The 21,840-nt window shown below is 36.3% G+C and carries 21 protein-coding genes; 15 read left to right on the forward strand and 6 right to left on the reverse strand.

Features of this window, described 5'->3' with window-relative positions:
* Positions 1-53: 53 nt before the first annotated feature.
* A complete protein-coding gene (locus BC008_RS08270; RefSeq protein ID WP_058183419.1) occupies positions 54-707 on the reverse strand; it encodes a hypothetical protein in 654 nt (217 codons plus the stop codon).
* Positions 708-1,047: 340 nt separating this feature from the next.
* Positions 1,048-2,418 (reverse strand): NB-ARC domain-containing protein, encoded by a 1,371-nt coding sequence (locus BC008_RS08275; RefSeq protein ID WP_027846527.1) that lies wholly within the window; start codon positions 2,416-2,418, stop codon positions 1,048-1,050.
* Between the two features lie 1,430 nt (positions 2,419-3,848).
* On the opposite strand from BC008_RS08275, the gene BC008_RS08280 reads away from it, so the two are divergent.
* From BC008_RS08280 to BC008_RS08320, 9 genes are all read left to right on the forward strand, one after another.
* Entirely contained in the window at positions 3,849-4,466 is a 618-nt protein-coding gene (locus BC008_RS08280) for a hypothetical protein (protein ID WP_027846528.1), read from the forward strand.
* A 65-nt stretch (positions 4,467-4,531) separates the two neighbouring features.
* Positions 4,532-4,900, forward strand: a complete 369-nt coding sequence (locus tag BC008_RS08285) for a hypothetical protein (RefSeq protein WP_058183420.1) — start codon at positions 4,532-4,534, stop codon at positions 4,898-4,900.
* Positions 4,901-5,038: 138 nt separating this feature from the next.
* Entirely contained in the window at positions 5,039-5,407 is a 369-nt protein-coding gene (locus BC008_RS08290; RefSeq protein WP_058183421.1) for a hypothetical protein, read from the forward strand.
* A 161-nt stretch (positions 5,408-5,568) separates the two neighbouring features.
* The gene (locus BC008_RS08295) at positions 5,569-5,946 is read left to right on the forward strand and encodes a hypothetical protein (protein ID WP_027845492.1); all 378 of its coding nucleotides are present in this window, start codon (positions 5,569-5,571) and stop codon (positions 5,944-5,946) included.
* A gap of 107 nt (positions 5,947-6,053) precedes the next feature.
* Positions 6,054-6,542 (forward strand): hypothetical protein, encoded by a 489-nt coding sequence (locus tag BC008_RS08300; RefSeq protein WP_027845491.1) that lies wholly within the window; start codon positions 6,054-6,056, stop codon positions 6,540-6,542.
* 180 nt (positions 6,543-6,722) lie between these two features.
* Entirely contained in the window at positions 6,723-7,868 is a 1,146-nt protein-coding gene (locus BC008_RS08305; protein WP_027845490.1) for an alanine--glyoxylate aminotransferase family protein, read from the forward strand.
* A gap of 144 nt (positions 7,869-8,012) precedes the next feature.
* Positions 8,013-9,917, forward strand: coding sequence for an ABC transporter ATP-binding protein (locus tag BC008_RS08310; RefSeq protein ID WP_058183422.1), 1,905 nt, complete (start codon positions 8,013-8,015; stop codon positions 9,915-9,917).
* 173 nt (positions 9,918-10,090) lie between these two features.
* A complete protein-coding gene (locus tag BC008_RS08315; RefSeq protein WP_027845488.1) occupies positions 10,091-11,440 on the forward strand; it encodes a hypothetical protein in 1,350 nt (449 codons plus the stop codon).
* Positions 11,441-11,705: 265 nt separating this feature from the next.
* Positions 11,706-11,975 carry a GlsB/YeaQ/YmgE family stress response membrane protein gene (locus BC008_RS08320; protein WP_027845487.1) on the forward strand — a complete coding sequence of 90 codons (270 nt, stop codon included), beginning with the start codon at positions 11,706-11,708 and terminating at the stop codon, positions 11,973-11,975.
* A gap of 151 nt (positions 11,976-12,126) precedes the next feature.
* Here the strand turns inward: BC008_RS08320 and BC008_RS08325 are convergent, their stop codons facing one another.
* Both BC008_RS08325 and BC008_RS08330 read right to left on the reverse strand, forming a co-directional pair.
* The gene (locus tag BC008_RS08325; RefSeq protein ID WP_027845486.1) at positions 12,127-13,503 is read right to left on the reverse strand and encodes a 2Fe-2S iron-sulfur cluster-binding protein; all 1,377 of its coding nucleotides are present in this window, start codon (positions 13,501-13,503) and stop codon (positions 12,127-12,129) included.
* Between the two features lie 232 nt (positions 13,504-13,735).
* Positions 13,736-14,437 carry a DJ-1/PfpI family protein gene (locus BC008_RS08330; RefSeq protein ID WP_027845485.1) on the reverse strand — a complete coding sequence of 234 codons (702 nt, stop codon included), beginning with the start codon at positions 14,435-14,437 and terminating at the stop codon, positions 13,736-13,738.
* Positions 14,438-14,545: 108 nt separating this feature from the next.
* Here BC008_RS08330 and BC008_RS08335 point away from each other — a divergent pair, with 108 nt between their 5' ends.
* A complete protein-coding gene (locus BC008_RS08335) occupies positions 14,546-15,262 on the forward strand; it encodes a LuxR C-terminal-related transcriptional regulator (protein ID WP_027845484.1) in 717 nt (238 codons plus the stop codon).
* Between the two features lie 14 nt (positions 15,263-15,276).
* Here the strand turns inward: BC008_RS08335 and BC008_RS08340 are convergent, their stop codons facing one another.
* Positions 15,277-16,485, reverse strand: coding sequence for an RNA-guided endonuclease InsQ/TnpB family protein (locus tag BC008_RS08340; protein WP_058183423.1), 1,209 nt, complete (start codon positions 16,483-16,485; stop codon positions 15,277-15,279).
* A 365-nt stretch (positions 16,486-16,850) separates the two neighbouring features.
* Between BC008_RS08340 and BC008_RS08345 the strand changes: the two genes are divergently transcribed.
* Both BC008_RS08345 and BC008_RS48150 read left to right on the forward strand, forming a co-directional pair.
* Positions 16,851-17,861, forward strand: coding sequence for a FecCD family ABC transporter permease (locus tag BC008_RS08345; RefSeq protein ID WP_036269389.1), 1,011 nt, complete (start codon positions 16,851-16,853; stop codon positions 17,859-17,861).
* Between the two features lie 60 nt (positions 17,862-17,921).
* Positions 17,922-18,119 (forward strand): hypothetical protein, encoded by a 198-nt coding sequence (locus BC008_RS48150; protein WP_153009548.1) that lies wholly within the window; start codon positions 17,922-17,924, stop codon positions 18,117-18,119.
* On the opposite strand, the gene BC008_RS08350 is transcribed toward BC008_RS48150, so the two are convergent.
* On the reverse strand, positions 18,098-18,916 hold the full coding sequence (locus BC008_RS08350; RefSeq protein ID WP_027846858.1) for an SDR family oxidoreductase: 819 nt from the start codon (positions 18,914-18,916) through the stop codon (positions 18,098-18,100). The genes BC008_RS48150 and BC008_RS08350 overlap by 22 nt on opposite strands.
* 465 nt (positions 18,917-19,381) lie before the next feature.
* Between BC008_RS08350 and BC008_RS08355 the strand changes: the two genes are divergently transcribed.
* The 3 genes from BC008_RS08355 (at position 19,382) to BC008_RS08365 (ending at position 21,741) form a co-directional block, all read left to right on the forward strand.
* Positions 19,382-20,758, forward strand: coding sequence for a PAS domain-containing sensor histidine kinase (locus tag BC008_RS08355; protein WP_027846859.1), 1,377 nt, complete (start codon positions 19,382-19,384; stop codon positions 20,756-20,758).
* Positions 20,759-21,023: 265 nt separating this feature from the next.
* On the forward strand, positions 21,024-21,359 hold the full coding sequence (locus tag BC008_RS08360) for a four helix bundle protein (protein WP_058183424.1): 336 nt from the start codon (positions 21,024-21,026) through the stop codon (positions 21,357-21,359).
* A gap of 22 nt (positions 21,360-21,381) precedes the next feature.
* Positions 21,382-21,741, forward strand: coding sequence for a helix-turn-helix domain-containing protein (locus BC008_RS08365; RefSeq protein WP_058183425.1), 360 nt, complete (start codon positions 21,382-21,384; stop codon positions 21,739-21,741).
* Positions 21,742-21,840 lie beyond the last annotated feature (99 nt).

Genomic DNA, 21,840 nt, shown 5'->3' on the forward strand with positions numbered 1-21,840 from the left:
ACTTTTTTACTCTTTTATTATTGATTTATTTAAGTAATTACCGATTGTGACAGTTAGAGTGCGGAAGATGGGTTTGAAAGTTGTCGGTTGAGTTTTTCTTCAGGAATACCCAAACGTTGAGATAGTTCGGGTATAGTCATACTGATGTTACCCAACTTGACGCGGGTTGTATTATCTAAAACTACTTTTCGGTTGCGAACAGAGGGTTTACCTTCAACTCCAATATAAAGGGGACGCTCTTTTAAACCTGGAATAGTAGTAATTAGCTTCTCAATAGAATTTTGTGCTTTGCTTGGTAATTTATCAATCGGAACTTGATTCAAATCTATTACAGCACCGGATAATATTTTCCCTTCTGATATTTCAGTATTGGTAGCTTTAACAGCTTCTTTTAACTGGTTATTGGGAGTGGATACTAGTCCCGTTTCAATTAAAGTATTGAGTTCTTGCGAGTCGATTTTTGCTTCTCCAGGATTATTTGGATTTTCGAGACTCTGGGAAATTTTCTTCAATATTTCTTCACTCTCAAGCTTTTTTTGATATTGATTTTCACCTGTCTGTGGAGAATGGGTTTTTGAACTTCCAGTGCTTGCTGCTTGGTTTTGGTACCAAGAAGGTAAATAAGTTGCTTGTTGTAAGAAAAAAAATACAACTGCACCAGTACCAATAGTTACAGCAATAAGTAGGAGCAAAAATCGCTTCAACATTATGTAAGAATTTGGGTTAAGGGTGTGTCTATATAGCAGCACCTTTAAAAGCGCTACTTAAAATCTACAAGAACGACTACCCAATTTCCGAGAATATTTGGTGACTTTTACCAAAAAAATCACATTACAGAAGATAATTGTATCGCCTTGTAGTAGAAGAAAAAATTAATACTGCTATATTTTAAAAATTTAATTGGGTTCTGACTAGCAGGATTTCAGCAATACAGAGATAATATAATATTCTCCTCGCACCTGAAGAAAGAAAAAAAGCAGTACTAGAAGCCGATCCCACCTTTACACCCATGTCTGAAAATCCTGCTGAAATACTTATTAGTACAAACTAAAGAATTTTTGCAACATAATCCTTAAAAGCCTTTTTCAGTAATGTATCGTTACTAAACAAAGAGATCTTTTGGTCAATTGATTCATTTGTAATCCCCTCAATTAATCTTTCCTTGGTGTAATCCATTACCATTAGTTGCTGTGTGTATTTACTCGACCGCTTTTCTACTAGAGAACGACGATGTAAAGACTCGATAGCTTTTAATATCTTTGTTTGATGAACTACCGGAGTAATATCTTTTGCTAATTCTGGAATTGAAATCCAGCTACGATGAATCGCTAACCAATACATGATTATTTGCTCTAACGAAGATAGACGAGCAAATTGTGAATCTAACAAGCGACGAATACCATTTAAGACAATCGTATCTTGTTCTAGGAAGTCGGCTACTTTACCATCAAATAGGTCATTAATCGAAGTAGAAGAAATTTTTAAGGCTTTAGGATTACACCCATAATTCCAGCATAACTCTTGCTTTTCTTCTTCAGAACCAGATAACTCTTCCTGCTCAATTAAAGCTTGTGCTGTTTCCAAAGAACCTTTGAGATGCAAAGAACGAACAGATGACTTTTGACCTTCCAAGTCACTTATTTCAAATGGTTTTTCGCGACTAGTAAGAATAAAACAGCTTTGGTGATTCGTTTCTCCAATTAGTTTTAATAATTCCCCATACTCTTCATAGCCTTGGCTATATTCTCCAGTTAATTTTCCCGGTTCCAAAATTGTCTCGAAACGATCCAAAATTACTAGACAACGAGAAGAACGCAAGTGTTGAAGTAAACTTTCACTTTTAGTATTTCTGTCTTGTTTATCTGATAAAAAATAAACTAGTTCTCCTACAATATTTTTTTGGACAATGGTGTGACGTAGCGAACGCCAAATAACATATTCAAATTTATCTTTTACCTGTTCCATTAACTGTCCAGCAAGAGCAGTTTTTCCTATTCCACCAACACCTACAATTGCAATTAATCTACATCTATATTGTAGTACCCAATTTTTTAGAGTTCCTAATTCTTCCTCAGTTCCGTAAAAAACTGAAGTGTCGGGTGAATCACCCAGATCGCATCTTTTTTCTTTTTCCTGAGAATTTACAAACTTCTGAAGTTCTTTATGTCGTTCCAATGCTTGACGAAAATTCTTCTTTGTTACTTTCTCTCCCAACCCTTCGGAGAGTAAACGCCATAATTGAGAACCAACGTCTTTTTTAACGTAGTCTAAGCAATAACCATGAGTTTCTGCAAAATCTTCATATGTTTGATTTTTCCAAGATGCTTTTAATAAATCACTTTGTAAATCAGTTAGAAACTTACCAGTTAACGCAGAAATAGCTCGATCTGCAATGTTTAAAGCCTCTTCAGTAGTCATAAATAGGATTACTATATAGTAGGGTTTACTTACTTGTCAGGTTTTTTCGCTGACAAAATCCTCTGGCAGAAAATTAAGGTTTTGTTTTTTTATATTTATTGTTATTAAAGTTATTTGCGTAAGAGTTATTTTTTGAGAAACATAATTATTCTAGGGGTTACACAAATTATCTTTTTTTTTGCAGAGCTTCAACAAGATTTTTTTGAAAATGATTTTTTGGGGTTAATTTTTGTGTTGTAAATATTGATTATTGATTATTTTATTCAACTTGAGTAGTTCCAATTTACAAAAATTCAATGCTGAGTAAATTGATGATTGGGTAAATGTAGTTAAAAAACTATAATTTAGTTATAAAACTTACACAAAATTAACGTAATTGCGTCATTACGTTAGCGGATCCGCTAACCCTACACTGGGTTTCTGTCACAATAACAAATCTATGTCCTGCGGACAGACTATGCTTACGCTGCGTAATTCCTGAGTTAATGTACGCACATTTACTTAATTGTCTCAAAACAAGAACCTCAAAACTTTCTAAAGACATAAAAAATACTTTCCTAGATCTGGATAATACCTGGTATTAATTAATTTTTGACATGTTTTGTATACTCTTTAACTTTTTTCTAATTTTCTTTAAAATATCCTTGTAATTTATTCAGTTTTTCCACTTATTAAAACAGCTAATTAACTGGGGCTTATAAGTCAGAAATTAAATGTTATCAATCCGAAGTTATTAAACTTCATTTCCATGAAGATGATTTCAATCTTTATTCTGGAAATATTCATATAGTTATATAAAGATTTTATCTGCTTTAAAGTTTAAGGATATACCCCTCATATATGTCATATATGTAGATAAATTAAATATTAAAACCACCTGGATATTATTTCGTGTGTATTTAACTTACATAACAATCCTAAATAATTAATAAAAATCAATCTTGTAGAGATATTGTACTTAACGTTTGCCCATGCACAAATTAAATATGATTGCTATATTTTAATCTCATTACAAAGTAAGTAAGCTTCAAAGTATATATTTGCTATATTTATTTGTCTGATGCATTCACACTGTGTAAATTGTGGAAACTTTATGCCTCAGTTAAAGTCAATGTTCTTAAGTAAAAGTATTGCATTGTGTATCAATTCCTTCTAACTCCCCACAAAAACCCACCAAAGTCCCCTTTTTTTCTGCGCTCATAATGAGAATATTGAATTGTGAGGAGTTCGGAAACGGAAAAGCTCGATAAGTAAATTTTCGACAATACAATTTCAAAGGCGCAGCTTCTCAAATTCCAATCACGATACTAATCCTAAAGATGAGAGCACTTTGAGATTTTATATAGGATTTAAATAAAAAATATAAACTTATTATCAGCTTGATTGAATGCGATATAAATACTTGTTTTACCTTCACACAAGATTGTCCAATGCTTAAAAACAGTCTAAGGGCATTAACAATACATTTTGTAATATATCTGCTTTTAACCGCAGGTATCAATACAAAAGCCCAAGCACAATCTATTAATAACTCTGTTAATTCCCAATCTCAGCCCAATCAAGAACAAAGTTTAGATAACGACCAGAGAAATTCGGCTGCAATTAATCAAACAGGAGTTTATAACATTGGTGATTCTGCTACTTATAAAATTCAAGGTTTAGGTGGAAGACAAGTAGTTTGTCCCAAACCCTCTTTAATTCTTGGAACTTCCTATAGTTCATTTAATGGAATTAGTTTCTCCGATAATGCTTCTTATGGAGTTAATGCAGCTTTCGTCATTCCTTTAGGTGGAAGTTTGGAAAAAACTTGTAAGCGAATGGCTGAAACTATTTCTAGTAAGACTAAATATGACTTAGAAATTATAAATGCTCGCGCTTGTGCTGAATTAATCGGCGCTGGTGTTAGATTAAACCCCGATAGCTTCCCAACTCTGTCTAGTATTTGTGAAGGGGTTTCTATAGGTAGAAATAATACAAATGAGCCTAAAAACGTCAAAGGCTTTCAGTCTCGAACACTACCCAAATACGAGCCTGAGAAAGACAAATAACTTTGGGTTTTAAATAACTTCAACTTTCAAATAAATACAAATTTGAGTTTCGCAAGGAGACAATCATGAAAAAGGTTCTTGGTTTAGCTATTCTCGCTTCTTTAGTTGCAACCCCTGCTTTAGCTGGTGAAACCTTCGTCCGTAACGAATGGACAAAAAATCATTCACTCACAAAAACTGATTTGTATCTTAAATCCAATACTCATTCCAATCGCTACGAAAAATACGATTCCAATGCTGACAAGATTTATGTTGATGGCGATTTAGACTTTGGTAAAGGAGGAATTTCCTTCGATAAGTTGAGCGTTCACAAAGCCAGTGCTAGTCTTTGGGGTCATTACAACGAACACAATCATACAAATGTGTATGGAACTATCAAGACTCGCGCATATAGCAAGTCTAAAGCTCACGAAACAACCTCAGGTGTTCGTTAGTAAGGATATTAATTCCTAAAATTATTGAAAATCAAATCTCATAGGATGTTTAGGCGTCCTATGTAGTACTCAAACTTCAGCCTCAATAATACCTAAAGTTTAGATTCGATAAACGAGTAATTTCACAAGGATAAAATCATGAAAAAAGTTCTCGGTTTAGCTATTCTCGCTTCTTTAGTCGCTACCCCTGCTTTAGCTGGTGAAACCTTCGTCCGTAATGAGTGGACAAAAAATAATTCACTCACAAAAACTGATTTGCATCTTAACTCCAATACTCGTTCCAATCGTTACGAAAAATACGATTCCAATGCTGACAAGATTTATGTTGATGGCGATGTAGACTTTGGGAAAGGAGGAATTTCCTACGATAAGTTGAGCGTTCACAAAGCCAGTGCTAGTCTTTGGGGTCATTACAACGAACATAATTATACAAATGTGTATGGAACTATCAAGACTCGTGCATATAGCAAGTCTAAAGCTCACGAAACAACCTCAGGTGTTCGTTAGTAAGGAAACTGATTCCTGAACTGCAAAAGAATCAATTCCTAAACTACAAAACCGATAGGACGCTTTGCTTCAGCGTCCTATCAATTTCTAAACTCAAGTATTAACAACAAACACCCAAATACGAGATAAAACAAGCAAGCAACTTTATAAAGAGAAAAATAATGAAAAAGGTTTTTGCTTTAACTATTCTCACCTCTTTGATTGCAACCCCTGCTTTAGCTGGTGAAACATTTGTTCGTAATGTATGGACAAATAGCAATAGTAGAACAGTAACTGATTTAAATATTGATTCTAAAACCATTTCAAATCGTTACGAAAAGTACACCACTACCGCAGATAAACTTTTCATTGACGGTAGTATCAAACCCGGAAAGATAGATGTCTCCTCCAAAAAATATAAGGATTATACGGTACACAGAGCAACTTCTACACTTGAGGGTAAATTTAACGAAGACATTATTACTAGAGTAGTAGGTAATATCAAAACTTACACAAACGTATACACGGAATCTCACGAAACAACCGCAGGTGTCCGTTAATCAAAATACTTGTCTTTCAAATAGTTTCTAATTCAACTTAAAAGCTTGATGTGATTTAACTTGATGTGATTTAAAGTACTCTAGGGCGGCTAACCGCCCTATTTATTATGAAAGATTCAATTCTCTTATCTCTTGCTATTTTCGGCTGTATTGCTTTTATTTATTCTCATAAAGATTTTTTCTTCAAGCAGTTTCCTCCTTTTTCTGCTAATTCTACATTTAGTTTTTCCAATGGACTTTTTCCCAACCGACGAATTCCTGGTCAAATTCCTACTAAACCAATCCAAACCCAGAACGGAAAGTATAAACCTCAAATTCGACGAGATTTATACAACTCTATATCTGAAGGAATGTCCTATGATGAAGTTCGCTCTATTATTGGCTGGGACGGAGTTTTAATCTATACAAACGAGCTTGATGATGGTGGTAAACAAATTAAAGAAAGAATCTATCAGTGGAACGATCAAGATATTTTTTCATCAAGTGATAACCCTCAAGGAGCAGGTGATTTAAATCCGTATTGGAGTGTAACCCTACAATTTCAAAATGATGCTCTGGTAGGGAAAAGCTTTCATAATTTACAGCAACCTGAATAAAATTTAATTGATGATTTTTGATTAATAGGTTATTGATTGAACAGTATTGATTGAAAATTTGGTTTTATGATTCGTCAATTCCCAGTATCTAAAATTTTACATTTACAAGATTTCACATTTGTTTGAAGCACTAATAAAATAAGCAAAGCGGGATAATGGATAATAAGTAACAAATAATCAATCATGCAAGCATCTTCCATCGATAATACCCAAAAGCTGCAACTATCACCTTTAGATACACCATCCCGTTTGCTGTTGGGACCCGGACCATCAAATGCTCATCCAACTGTGCTCAAAGCCATGAATACTGCTCCTGTTGGACATTTAGATCCGGCTTTTTTGAGATTAATGGATGAGATCCAATCCTTACTGCGCTACACCTGGCAAACAAATAACCCCATGACTATAGCAGTAAGCGGTACGGGTAGTGCAGCAATGGAAGCCACGATCGCAAATGCTGTAGAACCTGGTGACGTGGTATTAATTGGTGTCGCTGGATATTTTGGTAATCGCCTAGTAGACATGGCGGGTAGGTATGGTGCTGATGTCAGAACAATGACCAAGCCTTGGGGTCAAGTATTTAGTTTAGATGAAATTAAGCATCAATTAAATACCCATCGTCCGGCTATATTAGCCTTAGTTAATGCAGAGACTTCCACTGGTGCAAGACAACCATTAGAAGGAGTAGGTGAATTATGTCGGGAAGCTGGTTGCTTATTGCTAGTGGATACTGTTACCAGTTTAGGTGGTGTACCTTTATTTTTAGATGAATGGGGAGTTGATCTGGCTTACAGCTGCTCTCAAAAAGGTTTGGGTTGTCCTCCCGGAGCTTCACCTTTAACAATTAGTCCTCGAGCTATGAGCAAAATCCAACAGCGTCGGACTAAGGTTGCTAACTGGTATTTAGACGCAACGTTATTACAAAAATATTGGGGTCGAGAACGCACTTATCACCATACTGCTCCAATTAATTTATACTATGCTTTACGGGAATCTCTACGTTTAATGGCTGAGGAAGGATTGGAAAACTGCTGGAAGCGCCATCAATTAAATGCCGAATATCTCTGGGATAAATTAGAAGGTTTAGGGCTAAGTCTGCATGTAGAGAAAGATTTCCGTTTACCTACCCTTACCACCGTACGCATTCCTCAAGGCGTTGATGGCAAGGCAATTTCACAAAAATTATTAAACGAATATAATATTGAAATTGGTGGCGGACTGGGAGAACTCAAAGGTCAAGTGTGGCGAGTGGGACTTATGGGTTTCAATAGTCAAAAAGAAAATGTCGACCGACTCATAGAAGTCTTACAGAAAGTTTTACCATAAACATTGGATTTGCTTTCAGAAACAAAAGTGATTAATTTGACTTGTGAGTCAGAAGACTAAATTTCCAATAGCCAATTCTGATTCCCTAACCCAATTTGCAAAAGAAATGATTTTTTCATAGTAAAAATTAATATAATGCTCTTTATGAGCATCTCTCAATCACTTAAAAAATCTCAAAAACGTAACCGTCATCGTGAAAGTGATTGGCGGTTATTTTTGCGACTGGTACCCTATGCCCGTCGCCATCAGAAAACACTGGCACTGTCAATGTTGTTGCTAGTACCTTTAGCAGTGGCAAACGCCTTACAACCAATAATTATTGGGCAAGTTATATCTTTAATTCGCGGTGAAGACAGTGCTTATGAATTTCTGAAAAATTTGCCCTTATTACAAGGCTTAGGGATTTTACAAGGAGTTTTATTATTTACAGTTCTTTTTCGTTTACTATTTCAAGGTTTTCAAGGATTTTTAGTTCAAAAAGTCGGTCAACAAATTACAAACGATATCCGTCGAGATTTATTTCATCACGTTACATCTTTAGCTGTACGTTTTTTCGACAGTACACCTGTAGGTAAATTAATTACCAGACTTACCAGTGATGTGGAAGTTTTGGGAGATGTTTTTTCCACCGGAGCGATCGGTATCGTATCGGATATATTCTCGATGCTGGTAATCATTGGGTTTACTTTTTATACTCAGTGGCAATTAGCTTTGTTATTATTATTAGTTCTTTTACCGGTATCAGCATTAGTAGTTTATTTTCAGTACCAGTATCGTCAGGCTAATTACAAAGCTAGAGAAGAACTTTCGGGGCTAAACTCCACATTACAAGAAAATATTGTTGGCATTAATGTAGTGCAATTATTTCGGCGAGAAAGATTCAACTCGCAATTATTTCACAATGTCAACAAGCGTTATGTTAAACAGGTCGACAGAACTATTTTTTATGATTCGGCGGTATCAGCTACCTTGGAGTGGGTTGCTTTAATTGCAACTACAATTATCCTATGGGCTGGTGGCTGGCTACTTTTAGAAAAACAATTGGATTTTGGTACTATATCAACATTTATTTTCTTTGCTCGTAAGGTATTCGAACCTCTACAGCAATTTGCAGAAAAATTTACAGTTATTCAATCGGGCTTTACAGCGATTGAAAGAGTGAGTGAAATTTTAGATGAACCGATAGAAATTCGCGATTTAGAAAATCCTCGATTTTCCATTTTTGATTCCCAATTGGGGTATGTTGACGAACTGGACAATCACGAACAAGCATCAAGTAATAAACCAAACTTAGGTGAAATTAAGTTTGAAAATGTTTGGTTTGCTTATAAAAATGACGATTATGTAATTAAAAACTTAGACTTTACCATTCACCCTGGCGAGAAGGTAGCATTAGTTGGTCCTACTGGTGCGGGTAAAAGTTCAGTTATTCGCTTGTTATGTCGCCTTTACGAACCCACTAAGGGGCGGATTTTAGTAGATGGTATTGATATTAGGGAAGTACCACAAGCTGAATTAAGGCGATATATGGGAGTAATTCTCCAGGAAGGATTTTTGTTTGCTGGTGATGTAAAAAGTAATATTAGCTTAGGGGATAGTTACAGTATTGAAGAAGTCCAAGAAGCAGCAGCAAAAACGAATGTTGACAAATTTATTGAAAAACTACCCCAAGGTTACGACAGTGAATTACGGGAGAGGGGAACTAATCTTTCCAGTGGAGAAAAACAACTTTTAGCTTTTGCTCGTGCTGCGATTCGCAATCCTCAGATTTTAGTTTTAGATGAAGCTACAGCTAATTTAGATGTGGGGACAGAATGTTTAATTCAAGATGCTTTACAGGAACTTTTGCAAAGTCGTACAGCTATTATCATCGCCCATCGTCTTTCTACTATTCGCAATGTGGATCGAATTTTTGTTTTACAGAGCGGAGAACTGGTCGAAAGGGGAAGTCATGAGGAATTATTAGAGCAGGGAGGAATGTACGCAWCCCTCCATAATTTGCAGATGTTGGGGACTTCTGAGCAGAGTAAGCGAATTACTAAAAGTTGATTGGTAGTTGGCAGTTAGTAATCGATAATAAGTAATGTTGTGCGATCCTAATTTTGGATAAGCTTGATTGCTGATGCTCAAATATTCTCCCACCAATGACAGGGGCTAGAAAAATCGTAATAATCATGGTGGGATTAAATACAATAATTTGAGTGTCTTGCAGAGGTTGAGTTGTGGATTCAATTTTAGAAACAGCGAAGAACTTACACGCAGAATTACTAGATTTCATATTGTCCGCAGAAGGCGATCTTGCGACAGCATTGGAAACTTTTAGCGCTGAGCAATTAGCTAAATTTTCCCAATCTCAGTACCAAGGAACATCTCAAAATGAGATGGTAGTTTCTATGTTTATTAATGAGGGTGTGGTAAATGACAAAACACCGTTAGATATTTTCCTTGCTGAGCACCCAGAATTATCTGATGTCCAAAATCAACTACTTCAAAATTGGCGACGGAGTTTTATTGGCTTATTTGCTGTAACCCAAATTATATCTGATGGTTTTGAGTTAATGAACTGGATGACTGGTAAAAATTATACTCTCAAACCCAAGGATGAATCGGAAATACAGCAACTCGCAAGGGTTAAAGATGGTGAAATTTTACTGACTCGTATTTCTCCTGTCACAGAAAGTTATTGGATGTTTTCTGGTCCAATCACATTAATGGGTAAATTGGGTAAACCCAAGCTATCGGTAGCGATCGGGAATTTTAAACAGCATTATAAAAATCATCTGTACGGCGATGCTCCAGAAATGCTAGAAGAAGCATGGTTATCAGTAGAACGATATCATGAATCATTTACTGACTTCTTCAACAGCGATGAAGTGACTTTACCTGGATACAAATTAGAAAAAAAATTAGCAGAATTTCAAGATATGGTCGCGCAAAGTCAGTTAGAATCTGCAGGAATTGACAGTTCTAAATCCCTATCCCAATTAGCTCAAGAAGCAGGAGTCTCCCAAGAGGAAATTCAAGACACTGCAGAATCAATTGGTATTGATGGTAAAACAGCAGCAAAATTATTCGATAGTAACAATAGTGCAAAAATGGTTTTGCCAAAAGTCGAATTACCAAACCATCTAAAAAAATCAGAACAAGTAACTGTCATTAATCATCCTCGTTGGGGACAAGTATTTTTAGCAAATCATGCAAAACTTAAGATTTTCTTAACAGAATCAGACGGTCAAAATAATCCTGATTTGGAAAAATTGATAAGAGAATATTTAGAATCCCCAGAAATTAATACAGCTATTTGGCAACGTCTTAAGAATGAATACCCAGAGCAATTAGAAAATATTTTGCAAGTAGTATTAAAACGCCCAGAGTTTAATATAAAATCTGATTTAGAAGATTTGTTAAGGCAATTTGATAAAACCGAACAACCTGAATTACCAGAAATTGCTAGCGTACCCATACATTTACATAATTTATTTCAAGAAGCATTAAGAGAAGTTAATAAAAAACAGAAATCAAAAGGTAAAGGTAAGGGTAAATCAAAAGCGGGTTTTGGCTTCAAATCTTAATGAAATAGCTTGGAATATAAGTTTATCTATCTCTAGAATAGTAATTTTGTTTCTAATTGTAGAGATAAACTTCGTCCAAAATTGCTATTCTAGTTTATAGTTAACTACTTGATTATCAAAAATTACATCTTCTATAATCAAAAATGTTAGAGCGTCAAATTTCGGTTTTACTACTAAGCAACCGTTGATAGTATTTTGTTCGCGATTTTGTATTAAATTACCTATCACTAGAAACAAAGAAGAACATTAATTTAGGGAGAAAAATATGAATATTATTGCTTGGGTCATTTTAGGTCTGATTGCTGGAGCAATCGGTAAAGCAATTTACCCCGGACATCAAGGTGGCGGAATTCTTGCAACCATGCTTTTAGGGATTGTGGGAGCCTTTTTGGGTGGTAGTTTAATGACTTTATTAACTACGGGACAACTCACGTTAACAGCAGCGACTTTAAGTATTCCAGGAATTGTTGTTGCAGTTATTGGAGCAATGCTTGCAATCTTCTTGTGGGGATTAATGACTAAAAGCAACGCTTAAGAGATTGCATATATAACCTTCAAGTATAAAGTTCTCTCTGAGTCCACATAGCTGATAAAAACACAGATGAGATCTGTAAAGACGTAGCATGCTACGTCTTTACAAACAGTTTTTGCTGCAAAAGAATAGTAAGCAATGGTGGCTATTGCAGTTAAAGGTCGATAACCACTCTAGATGACTTCGGTTTACAAACGCAAATTAGGACAGAACCTTCATCTGGAGTTCCAGTTGGAGGCTCTTCATATTCAACTTCCCCTTCATTAAGAGCACACATACAAGTTAGGCAAATACCTTGACGACAACTGTAATCAGCATCAATTCCATTAGCTTCAGCAAATTCCAAAATACTACCATCACTATCCTGCCAATTTAGGGTTTTACCAGATTTGGCAAAAACTATCTCTGCACTACGCTCATTTCCACTATTCTGTACATTTGTATCTTTAGTTGTTACGTTTGTTTTCGCACCTCCTCCAAAAGACTCAAAGAAAACTTTACCTTCTGGTACACCCCATTCCTTAAGTCCTTCCCTTAAAGATTGTAAAAATGGCGGAGAACCGCATAAAAAATATTCTGCATCTTGGGAACCACAAATTTTTTCTATCTCTGGAGCTACGGACTGTTTAAGCAACTCCGCATTAACGTAACCCACACTTTGGTATTTACCATTATCTTCTGGTTGGGGTCGACTGTAGCGAAAATGAACCTGGAGATTAGGATATTGTTGGGCGATCGCCTTGATTTCATTTTCAAAAGCATGAAACTTACCATTTCTCGCACCATGGACAAACCAGAGATGTCGCGTGGAGTTAAAATTTTTGCAAGCCTTCGCCATGCTCATCATTGGAGTGATTCCAACTCCATTACTGATCAGTACTGCAGGTAAAGATTTATTAAGATCCAAGAAAAACTTACCCGCAGGTGGTTTTGCTGGAATTATAGTACCTTCCTGAACCTGATCGTGCATAAAACTGGAAGCTAAACCGGGGGGTAAATCGGAATTTTTGGGTGCTCCCTCTCGTTTAATAGAGAGGCGATAATAGGTACCGCTTTCTGAATAATCGGAAAGGGAGTAAGTACGAATTACAGGTTTATCTTTTTCGGGTATATCTAATTTAATCGTCAGGAATTGACCGGGTTTAAAGCCGGGTATGCTACCTCCATCTTGAGGTTTAAGATAGAAGGAGGTAATTTCTTCACTTTCCCTAACTTTGCGAATCACTACAAAATTACGCCAGTCTTGCCAACCTGCAGTATTTGTAACCTGCTTTTCCTCGCTTGAGACTCGATTAGGTGTTTGATTCGTTCGGGTAGAATTAGTTTTACTTGTGGTCACTAAACCAAATATAGCACCGCACCCGGCAGCTAACAGGGAACCGTAAACACCTACTGTGTGAACAGATTCATCTTTAGGCTTGGTAAAACCAATTAATACAGCGGATGTAATTATTACTGCGGAAAAAGCTGCTGTTGCACCTGCAATACTTCTAGTTAAAGGACTTTGGATTTTTCCTAGACTGTCAAGCATGATATCCCAGAAAAAGCAACGATCCAGCTCAATTTACCATTTAGTATCAAAAAAATATGTTACAGTGCGTTACTTAGTGAGAGTATGATGCTAACAGTATCAAGTTAACGGTATCAATTTGTAACAACCACTCAATGCCAATAATTTTAATGCGACATATGGAAGTCATTGGGGTACTACGACTTATATTTACGGATCCTGAATAGCAAGTATATTAATTGAGCGTTCGCAACTAACTTAACAAAGATAAACGTTTAGATACTCTTTCTGTAGCTGCTAAATTTACTGATAATAGTTCTCCTGCAAATTGTTTGATTTTTCCAACTAAAACCGTACCTGCTGTTTCTGGAGAACCTGTATTAAAAGGAGGTGCGGGATTATATTCCAATATTAACTGCAATCTTTTTGCTGTATCTTCATCATAAAGTTGAGCAGCAATTACTAAAGCAAAATCAATACCTGCTGTAATTCCACCACCTGTAATCCTGTTGCGATCAATTACAACTCTTTCGGTAGATACTTCAACTCCCAACATTTTAAGGTAGTCCCGAAAAAGCCAGTGACAGGCGGCTCGATATCCTTGTAATAATCCTGCTGCGGCTAAAATCATTGAACCAGTACAGACAGATGTAATATATTTTGCATCCTTCGCTTGGGAACGCAAAAATTTTAACACTTGCTCATCCTCCATCATCTCTACTTGTCCCCTACCACCAGGTACGCAAATAACATCGAGTCGGGGACAATCATCAAAAGTAGTACTGGGTAAAATTTTCAATCCTTCAGAACTTATCACCGTTTCTAAAGATTTCCAGATTAGGTGAATCACAGTATTGGGAAAAAAAGCAAAAACCTGATGTGGTCCAGTTAGATCGAGCTGTGTCATACCGGGATACATTACTAAACCGATATGATATTTCACTTCATCATTCATCTTTAAATTACTCTTAACATTGCTTTACACACTATGCTAGAAGTAACAATACAGCTTGAATAGTACCCAAACGGGTAGATTAAATCTATTTTTCGTACACATCTTCTAATGGTAGCTAAATCTCTTCACACCTTATTCCATAAGTTAGCGGTCGCAGAAGACGAGCATCAACTAAGAATGAATTATATGGATACAGTTGGCGAACACTTCGGCGCACAGCGTTGGGGTATACATATGCTAGATCGGCATTTCCGCTCCAGAGCAGTTGATATCCAAGGAATATCCAAAGTAGAGAAATTTTTGGAGCTTTATGAAAAAGTCGGGCGTGCAGTGGATCCAGTAATGCGCTATGTGATGGAATATCATGCTCCCGCCCATGAGAAAATGATCTTACCTCCTGACGGTTGGAAACAATCGCTGCTATATCAAAATTGTTGCGGTTACTACGACCACGAGCATATTATGACTGGTCCCATTGTTGGTGATGGTCAGTTAATTGGTGCACTTCATTTTGCTCGGGTTGGTGATACTAAACCATTTACTCACCAAGATATTATCGAACTCAGTGCAGTCTGTATTCACATGTCAGCTTGTCTTGCGAAGATCCAAACACAACGGACAAAACTTGATTCTTTCCTAATTAGTCACCTCACATCAAGGGAAATACAAATCGCTGAACTTGTAGCTCAAGGACTTACCAATAAAGAAATAGCTCGCAAACTTTGGATATCTCCTAATTCTGTAAAACAAGCATTGAAACGAATGTTTCGTAAATTAGAAGTATCAACCGTTCATAGAAATCTATACAAAACTACTCAAAAGTAATCAATAATAGTCTTCTATATTTGTAGCCGAGTCCAAAGATCCAGAGCTACAGGGATAAACGGCAATCCCTCTATTCCCTCAAAAACATCGGGAATTACTTTACGTATAATATTCATACTCCCATTAGTATCTGCATTGATTAGCTTACCAGTGGCGGTTTGATATAGTCCTCTTTGAATGCGTTTACCACTAAATTTATATTTAGTATTTGGACTATATTTTGGTAATTTGTCTCCATCTAGAGCACTAGCTTTACTGGTGTAACTTTCAGAGGTGACAATAACTTCAATTCCAGATAATTTAGCCTTATAAGTGAGTAAATTAATTAATCTGGAGTGAGGTATTTGAGTAAATTTCTGGTTATTAATTTTACCAATATTGATATTTTGTTTCCAACCTTGATTATTACCAATGATTAAAATTGAAATATCGTTTTTCAAGCACCAGTTAATTACTCTACGACTAGCTGTGTGTAAGTAATTATTAACTCTATTATCACGTTTGTGATTTAACTGTTTAATTTGTCTCCAAGCTTCTTTTGATTGGGCAGTTACCAATTTTTTATTGAAAAATTGATTGATACTTTTCAATGGTCTACCATTAACCAACAAAGGTTTTAAACCTGGTTGGTTGGAAGTTACAGCCATCAAATTTGTCAATCCTAAATCAATACCGGCTACCCATGGAGATTGCTTTGATTCTACTTGAGCGTAGGTGTAGATTACCTCAATTACATAACAGTTAAGTTTTGGAACTATGCGAACTTGGTCTACTTTTTTAATTTTAGTGGGGAAACAAATATCAACTTGTGACAGTTTAATTAAGCCTTTTTTTAGGGTAGGTTGTGATATTGCATCACAAGGATAAATAACCACATATCTCCCACGTTCTTTATGTTTATAACCTGGTATTTTTGGTCTACCTAAATACTTGTGGGGATATTTCTTGAAGTCTTTTAAAGCTGATAACCAAGATTTCCAAGTTTCCGATACTTTCCTAACTATTTGTTTACTAACTTTAGTTGGTAAATACCTGTATGATTCTAAGTTTTTAGTGGCGTGGTAAATATCAACACAATTGTAGTATTTCCCTGTTTGAAAAAAGTATTGGCGTTGGGTATAAGTAGTGGCATTATATAAATGTTTTGCCTGTAAACTTAAATAGTCACAATCTTTCCAGAACTTATGCTGTCTATTAATTACGTGCTTTTCTACTAGCTGCATCTTACATAAATTTTGGCGACCCCATTTGTTTAAGTTATTAAATTTTTAAGCATTATACTCCAAGGGTGAACAATATAGGAATAGTCAAGCTCTCAAGTTAAAAAATCTATAACAAACCTGCACAGTAAATTCACCGTTACGTTAATATAAACAGCAAGAATTAGGTGCAAATAGCATTTTGGATGTTGTTGGGCTAGCGACAAAAAATAAACCTACTCAATAAAAGTAGATTTGACTAGTTATGAATAGATATTACCTAACTGCTGCTAACCCGAGCAGAAATGGTGGGAAAGTTATCTCAATAAATTTAATTCCATAAATTTAACTCAATAAAATTATCTCGATCGCAACTAGCCAAAAAGCAAATGTACAAAATCAAAACAAATTTCCTAGATGGTCGCCTGTTTATAGCTGTTTCATTATTAACAACAGCATTAGTAGTAACTTCAATGGCTTCTTTATCCCTAGGTTCTGTTTCCATCAGCTTACCGGATATCTGGCAGGCATTATTACATGAAGGGGATCCAATTAACCAAACAATTATTTGGGATTTGCGAATGCCGCGCATTATTGCTGCAATGCTTGTAGGATCTGCTTTAGGAATGTCAGGAGCTTTACTACAGGGAATGTTGCGTAATAGTCTTGCTAGCCCATTTATTCTGGGTATTTCTGCAGGTGCAGGACTAGTAACCGTAGGAATGATTGTTTTAGGAATATGGATTAACTGGGTTCCATTTGCTGCTTGGTTGGGAGCGATTATCACTGCGATTACGGTAATTTTTCTTGGTCGCAGTCAAGGAGGAATTCGAGTTGAAAGGTTGGTGTTAGGTGGTGTAGCGGTTAGTTCTTTATTAGGTGCGGTTCAAAGTACATTATTACTGTTAGCCGAAGATGGTAGGGTACAACAAGCCCTCAACTGGTTAATTGGTAGCTTAAATGGACGTGGTTGGGAGCAAGTAAAAATAGCTGCGCCTTATATGTTAACTGCATTGGTGATAGGATGTTTGCTCGCCAGATGGGTGAACGTATTAGCTTTGGGAGATGACTTAGCAGTAGGTTTGGGAGTTTCCCTAGTACGCAGTAGGCTTTTAATTGGTGGTGTAGCAACTCTTTTAGCTGCAGGTGCGGTAAGTATTGCAGGGTTAATTAGTTTTGTGGGATTGGTAGTTCCCCATGGAGTACGCTTATTAGTTGGAACTGACTACCGCGTATGTTTACCCTTATCAGCCCTTGGTGGTGCATGGTTATTAACCTTTGCGGATTTGCTTTCCCGTCTGGGAGCAGTGGAGTTACCTGTAGGTTCGGTAACTGCTTTGCTTGGTTCTCCCGTATTTATTTGGTTACTGTATCGGCGTTCTGGAGCGATGACAGGTTAGGACAGACAAATCAAAAGTCAAAAGTCATTAGCGCCTAGCGGAGCGTAACGTAGTTATTGCGTGTCCGCAGGACATAAGTCAAAAGTCAGGACAGACCGCGCCTATGGGGAGCAGAAGTCAGAAGTCAGAAATCAGAAGTCAGAAGTCAGAAGTCAGAAGTCAGAAGTCAGAAGTCAGAAATTAGAAATTACTCATTACTCATTACTCATTACTCATTACCCATTACCCATTACCTACTACAACTGCTCAAAAAGCTGATTCCAATCCAACTCCGATGGTCTTGCTCCCTGATTAACAATCTCAAAAGTTTTATTCACAGAATTCGAATTTCTAATCGATTCCACACAAGCATTAGCTACATCAATTCGGCTGGTTTGACCGGTTAATTTATCCCCCGTTCCTAATACCACGCCAAGTTTACCTCCTGTTTTCGCTCTGATTAAGGTATTGAGATCGTAGGAGGTATAAGGACCATCTATTAAACGTCCAGGTCGGATAATGGTATATGGTAATCCAGAGTTAATGATAGTTTGTTCTGCCTGTTGTTTCGCATCCAATACACCAAAACCATTGAGGATGTTATAAGGAAATTGGTCTTTGCGTTCCACACCACAAGAAGATATAAACACAAACCGTTGTAAATTTTTTGGTGCTGCTGCAACTAAGTTACTTACACCAACCGCATCGACCTTGTAGGGGCTATTTTTTGCTTTAGCTTTAGCTTTTTCGGGGTCAAAAAATAGCAAAAATGACTCAATAAAATTTGGATCTCCCTCAAAATCCCATTTTGCAGAAGGAAAAGCAGTTGTTCCACTGCAACAGATAATGTGGGTAAGGTTGGACATAGCTGCGGGTAAAGTTTCGGGATCGCGGATATCTCCGAGCGCAATATCTACTTTACCTGCAAACATATTTTCTGCTTTGGATACATTACGTGTCAGAACCCTGACCTGAAAACCTTCAGAAAGTAACTTGGCTACTGTTAATTGTCCAACTCCACCAGTAGCACCAGCAACTAATACTAAGTTTTCATCTGAAATACTGTTTGAAGTCATAACTGTAGCCGGGAATAACTCTTGTTTCTATGATAATGGGAAGAGTTACTGTTAATTAACCCTGTTCTCCAATCCCCATATGACGCTTACGCGTCACGCCTTGCTAACACTGCGAAAGCAGTGCGGGCGTACCCCAATCCCCAATCCCTAATCCCTAATCACCTATAATGGATGATTAAAGTTTTAGACTATTTCTTAAGCATTTACACTTATAGCCGAGATGAACTAATATAACTACAAAATTACGGAATAAATATACACTGGAAATCTAAACTTGATATTTAGTTAAATATAATGAAGTAACTTCTCATTGAAGAGTAGACTAGAAAAATCTCGTTCTACCATTTTTTACACCCAAGCAACATCCGGGATAGCTCTACTGTGTATGTATACTCTCAACTAAACGTATCTAGTTGATATTCTGTATCGGGAAAATCGCTTAAATAAAGGATTATTAACAAAAGGATGTATTTCAAAGAATGTATTTCCATTCTAGATTTTTTGTGTTCTCAAGAGGCGATTTTTTTGGAAAATGCTCGTCTTTATGAAGAGTCCCAGCGAAACCTGGATATATTACGGGAGAGCGAACAGCGCTTCCGGTACTTATTTGAGTCGACTCCTACAATCGCGATGCAGTGTTATAACCGTCATCGTCAAGTAATTGCTTGGAATACAGCCAGTGAATCTTTATATGGCTATTCTCAAACAGAAGCACTCGGTAAGCAGTTGGAAGATTTGATTATTCCTCCACATATGCGAGAATTCGTTATAAAGGCTGTTAATAAGTGGTTATTTGAAGGAATTCCAATTCCACCATCTGAGCTTGGTTTAATGCACAAAGATGGTTCAATTGTCAGCGTTTACTCCAGTCACGCAATTTTTACAAACATGGCTGGGGAAAAAGAAATGTATTGCTTTGATATTGATATTCGTGATCGCAAAGCAGCTGAAGCAGCGATTAAGCAAAAATCTCAAGAGCTGGAACAAGCACTTCAATACTTACAAGAAGCACAGCTACAGATAGTGCAAAGTGAAAAAATGTCTGCCCTTGGGAATCTGGTTGCAGGTGTTGCTCACGAGATTAATAATCCTGTCGGTTTTATTGCCGGTAATGTTCGAGAAGCAATCGCTTCTGTTATAAATATTACAGAATACCTGCGACTTTACCAAGAAAAATTTCCCAATCCTGGCGATGAAATTACACAAAAAGCCGCAGAATTTGAAATAGAATATCTATTAGAAGACTTGCCGAAAATGTTGCGGTCTATGGAAATTGGGTGTGAACGTATCAAAAATATTAGTAATAGCTTAACAACTTTTTCTCGCTCGGATAAAGATTACAAAGTATTATTTGATATCCATAAAGGTATTGATAGCACTATTTTAATTCTTAAACATCGCCTCAAAGCTAACAAAAAACGCCCAGCCATTGAAATTGATACTGAGTATGATAATTTACCTCAAGTCAAATGCTTTCCTGGACAGTTAAATCAGGTATTTATGAATATCCTAGCCAATGCAATAGATGCTTTAGATGAATCGAGCATTGGTCGCAATTGTGCAGAACTGGAAAATAATCCCAACCGAATTAACATTAAGACTTTTCTTGAAGATGATCGTGTCAAGATTTCCATTGTCGATAATGGTAAGGGGATGTCTGAAGTAGTTAAACAAAAAATCTTCGACCGTCAATTTACGACCAAAAGTGTAGGTAAAGGAACAGGATTAGGATTAGCGATCGCTCGTCAAATTGTGGTAGATAAACATGGCGGTAATTTGGAGGTCAGTTCAGTTTTGGGAGAAGGTACAGAGTTTATAATTACGATTCCTCTAAATGAGTAATAAGTAATAAGTAATAAGTAATAAGTAATAAGTAATGAGTAATAAGTAATAAGTAATAAGTAATGAGTAATAAGTAATRAGTAATAAGTAATGAGTAATAAGTAATGAGTAATAAGTAATGAGTAATAAGTAATGAGTAATAAGTAATGAGTAATAAGTAATAAGTAATAAGTAATAAGTAATAAGTAATAAGTAATGAGTAGTGGGAATTAGTTATGACCGATTATCAATTGGGTAACATAGAATCATTGTATGATTTTGACTCATGTTTGATAATGATATAAATATTAGTATTCAAGAAAGAACAGAAGATTTTGCCATCAGAGTAGTTAAAGCCTATTCTCAACTGAATAAAAGACCTTTCGATGATGCAGTTAAGGTCTTGTCTAAACAGTTTTTGAGAAGTGGAACATCGATAGGTGCAAATTGTTCAGAAGCCAAATATGCACAATCGAGCAAAGATTTTGTTAACAAGTATTCTATAGCCTTAAAGGAGGCTAATGAAACTCTTTATTGGATAAAAATAATGATTAAGTCGGAGTTAGTATCAGAATCAAGATTTAGATATACAGCAGTTTTGAGGTATATGAGGTACAAATAGTATTAGTGCATCAAAGATTATAATGAAACCGTACTCAATCGATTTACGAGAAAAAATAGTAAATACTTACTTCAGAGGTGGTACGTCAATCCGAAAGGTTGCTTTGCAATTTGGTGTAGCAAAAAGCTATGTACAAAAACTAATCCAGTTAAAGAAAACTAAAGGTAATTTAGAACCCAAAAAGCAAGGTGGAGCAATGAAGGGTCGGCTAGATGATTATGGTCGCGAATTAGCCCAAATGGTTGAAAGTTATCCAGACGCAACTTTGTCGGAATACTGCGAGTATTTTGGAGAAAAGTATAACGTTTGGGTGTGTGCAAGTGTGATGTGTTGTACATTGCAAAAACAAAAATTAACACGAAAAAAAAACATTACGCAGTAGCCTTCGTGGCGCTAGCCGCGCGTCTTCCAAGGGAAAACGGAAAGAGTTCAAAAATTGAGGATAGAGTATTGGGAGAAAGTAAAACAGATAGACCCAAAA

Source organism: Mastigocoleus testarum BC008 (assembly GCF_001456025.1).
Classification (GTDB): Bacteria; Cyanobacteriota; Cyanobacteriia; order Cyanobacteriales; family Nostocaceae; genus Mastigocoleus; species Mastigocoleus testarum.

Coding starts and splice junctions, on each gene's coding strand:
- BC008_RS08270 (WP_058183419.1), bottom strand. CDS start 707: ATGTTGAAGCGATTTTTGCTCCTACTTATTGCTGTAACTATTGGTACT.
- BC008_RS08275 (WP_027846527.1), bottom strand. CDS start 2,418: ATGACTACTGAAGAGGCTTTAAACATTGCAGATCGAGCTATTTCTGCG.
- BC008_RS08280 (WP_027846528.1), top strand. CDS start 3,849: ATGCTTAAAAACAGTCTAAGGGCATTAACAATACATTTTGTAATATAT.
- BC008_RS08285 (WP_058183420.1), top strand. CDS start 4,532: ATGAAAAAGGTTCTTGGTTTAGCTATTCTCGCTTCTTTAGTTGCAACC.
- BC008_RS08290 (WP_058183421.1), top strand. CDS start 5,039: ATGAAAAAAGTTCTCGGTTTAGCTATTCTCGCTTCTTTAGTCGCTACC.
- BC008_RS08295 (WP_027845492.1), top strand. CDS start 5,569: ATGAAAAAGGTTTTTGCTTTAACTATTCTCACCTCTTTGATTGCAACC.
- BC008_RS08300 (WP_027845491.1), top strand. CDS start 6,054: ATGAAAGATTCAATTCTCTTATCTCTTGCTATTTTCGGCTGTATTGCT.
- BC008_RS08320 (WP_027845487.1), top strand. CDS start 11,706: ATGAATATTATTGCTTGGGTCATTTTAGGTCTGATTGCTGGAGCAATC.
- BC008_RS08325 (WP_027845486.1), bottom strand. CDS start 13,503: ATGCTTGACAGTCTAGGAAAAATCCAAAGTCCTTTAACTAGAAGTATT.
- BC008_RS08330 (WP_027845485.1), bottom strand. CDS start 14,437: ATGAATGATGAAGTGAAATATCATATCGGTTTAGTAATGTATCCCGGT.
- BC008_RS08335 (WP_027845484.1), top strand. CDS start 14,546: ATGGTAGCTAAATCTCTTCACACCTTATTCCATAAGTTAGCGGTCGCA.
- BC008_RS08340 (WP_058183423.1), bottom strand. CDS start 16,485: ATGCAGCTAGTAGAAAAGCACGTAATTAATAGACAGCATAAGTTCTGG.
- BC008_RS08345 (WP_036269389.1), top strand. CDS start 16,851: ATGTACAAAATCAAAACAAATTTCCTAGATGGTCGCCTGTTTATAGCT.
- BC008_RS08350 (WP_027846858.1), bottom strand. CDS start 18,916: ATGACTTCAAACAGTATTTCAGATGAAAACTTAGTATTAGTTGCTGGT.
- BC008_RS08355 (WP_027846859.1), top strand. CDS start 19,382: ATGTATTTCAAAGAATGTATTTCCATTCTAGATTTTTTGTGTTCTCAA.
- BC008_RS08360 (WP_058183424.1), top strand. CDS start 21,024: ATGTTTGATAATGATATAAATATTAGTATTCAAGAAAGAACAGAAGAT.
- BC008_RS08365 (WP_058183425.1), top strand. CDS start 21,382: ATGAAACCGTACTCAATCGATTTACGAGAAAAAATAGTAAATACTTAC.